Source organism: Fructilactobacillus sp. X7R9C1 (genome assembly GCF_059901005.1).
This window is the reverse complement of sequence record NZ_JBWXVG010000044.1, coordinates 1-557: the sequence shown is the minus strand read 5'-3', so window position 1 is coordinate 557 and position 557 is coordinate 1. Positions and strand designations below refer to the sequence as shown.

Here is a 557-nt window from a genome sequence, read left to right as displayed (position 1 = left end):
AATGGTTTCCTGCCATTGGGGCAGTCCGATGACTGCATCGGGATGAGTTTGAGGAAAAATTTGTTTCTTTTGATTACTGCCATCATTTTTAGGGACATACATTTGTCTAATTTCAAATTCACTCATTTATTACTCCTTTCCCATTGGCTCGGTTCCAATATCTTGAACTTTAATCGTTTCAACGCCGTATGGAATATCAGTTTCTTCGGCCGTTGAAATGACGTCATAAGAAAAAGGACTATCCGCATTGTCTAGTCCTTCAATGTAAAGTGAACTACCTGATAAGTTTTCAGTAGCAATCACATTACTCAATTCTCCAGTTTTTAGTTGAGTTTCATCAAGCCGTTTCTTAAGTGTTTCGTAAACAACGCCTTCAACGTCAACTCGAGCATTCCTTACTTCGCTATCTTGTGTTAATCCAGCTATGGTTGATTGTAATTCATGGTCCAGTGAATCAATTTCATTACTGGTTCGATGTGTCTCTGCTTGATACTGATTTAAAATAACACCTAAACGTTCATAGGAACGTGCAATTCCTTCTCGGACGTCAATTCCAT

The 557-nt window shown here is 38.4% G+C and carries 1 protein-coding gene; it reads right to left on the bottom strand.

Going from position 1 to position 557, the window contains the following annotated elements:
- Window positions 1–129: 129 nt before the first annotated feature.
- Window positions 130–557: hypothetical protein (locus AC6UD0_RS07325; RefSeq protein WP_500708701.1), on the bottom strand; the 428-nt coding region annotated here is incomplete at its 5' end.